Annotated in this window: 1 rRNA gene and 1 pseudogene; both read left to right on the top strand. The window is 31.0% G+C overall.

Annotated elements, in window-relative coordinates:
* Positions 1 to 59: 59 nt before the first annotated feature.
* Positions 60 to 1,451 (top strand): annotated as a pseudogene (locus NSA58_RS21085) (LTA synthase family protein); the annotation flags it as partial.
* Between the two features lie 34 nt (positions 1,452 to 1,485).
* Positions 1,486 to 1,653 (top strand): 23S ribosomal RNA (locus tag NSA58_RS19845); the annotation flags it as partial.

Raw genomic sequence — 1,653 nt, 5'->3', positions numbered from 1 at the left:
TGATATTATATACAACTGGAGTGAATTTATTTATTGTATATAGATTATAGGAGGTATTTATGAAAATTTTAAGCTATTTAATAATAGGTATAGTAATTATCCTTATATTAAGTAAAATTACAAAAGGAAAACTTATTTTTACAAAAGAAGAAAAATCTAAGAAAAGAGATTACATAGTTAAAACCTTACTATCATTAGGTTTTATCATAGGGCTTGTTTTTATATTTTTCTCAACGTGGTTTGTAGAATTCTTTGGTCAAATAACACCAGAGCAATTTTTATTTAATTTAAAAGCACCACTTAAAGGAACAGGATCTGGTATGACAGGAGAAATACTTAAATCACCAGTATTAAATATTGTTATTTGTGCCATACCATTTTTGATTTTTGTTAATTTAAAATACAATGTTTTCTTGATTAATAGAAATAATGAAAAGAAAACTCTTCTAAATAAAAAAAGGGTGAGAATTATATCTATAGTTCTATCAATGGTTACTATGATAGGTGGAGTAAGTTTTGGGGTTAACAAATTACAACTGCAAAAAGTTGTTAAAGCTTATTTATCATCATCTACTTATCTAGCTGATAATTATGTGGATCCTAGAGATGTGAAAATGACCTTCCCAAAGAAAAAGAGAAATTTAATTCATATTTATTTAGAATCAGTTGAAAACTCATATTTAAATAAAGAATTAGGCGGATATATGGATGTAAATTTAATGCCGGAATTAACTGAACTTTATAAGGAAGGCTTATCTTTCTCTAATACAGATAAGTTTGGCGGACCTCATACTACTTATGCTTCTGAGTGGTCAGTGGCAGCTATGATAAATATGGATACGGGACTTCCTTTAAAAATACCTATGGGACGTAATTCTTATGGAAAAACGGGTAGTTTCTTACCAGGAGCTGTTGGTATAGGTGATATTTTGGAGGCTCAAGGCTATAATCAAACAATAATGTTTGGAGCCGATGCAGATTTTGGAGGACTTACAACTTACTTTACTACTCATGGGAAATTTAATATATTTGACCACAAAGCAGCGAAAGAAAAAGGTTTAATACCTAAAGATTATGATGTATGGTGGGGATATGAAGACGACAAGCTTTATGAATATGCAAAAGATGAAATAACTAGACTTGCCAATGAGAATAAACCATTTAATTTTACAATGGAAACAGCGGATACTCACTTCCCTGATGGTTATTTATCAGAAAAAGCTGAGAAAAAACATGATTCTCAATATGCCAATGTTATTTCTTACTCTACAAAAGAGGCAGTTGATTTTGTAAAATGGATTCAAAAACAGCCATTCTATAAAGATACTACAGTAGTTATAACTGGTGACCATCCAAGTATGGACAAAAAATTCTTTAAGAACTTTGATCCAAATTATGAAAGAACGATAATAAATCTAATACTAAATGCGCCTATAACTACAGATAATGTGCAAAATAGACAATATGCACCATTTGATATGTTTCCTACTATTCTTTCTACTTTAGGGGTGGAAATCGAAGGAGATGGAGCCGATGAAGGACGTGATAAGCTGCGATAAGCTTGGGGGAGTTGCACGTAAACTGTGATCCCAAGATTTCCGAATGAGGAAACTCACTTAGAGTAATGTCTAAGTATCGTATAGTGAATACATA

It is taken from the genome of Terrisporobacter muris, assembly GCF_024621905.1.
Taxonomy (GTDB): Bacteria; Bacillota; Clostridia; order Peptostreptococcales; family Peptostreptococcaceae; genus Terrisporobacter; species Terrisporobacter muris.
The sequence above is the reverse complement of the archived record's forward strand: the minus strand, read 5'-3'. Positions and strand labels throughout refer to the sequence as shown.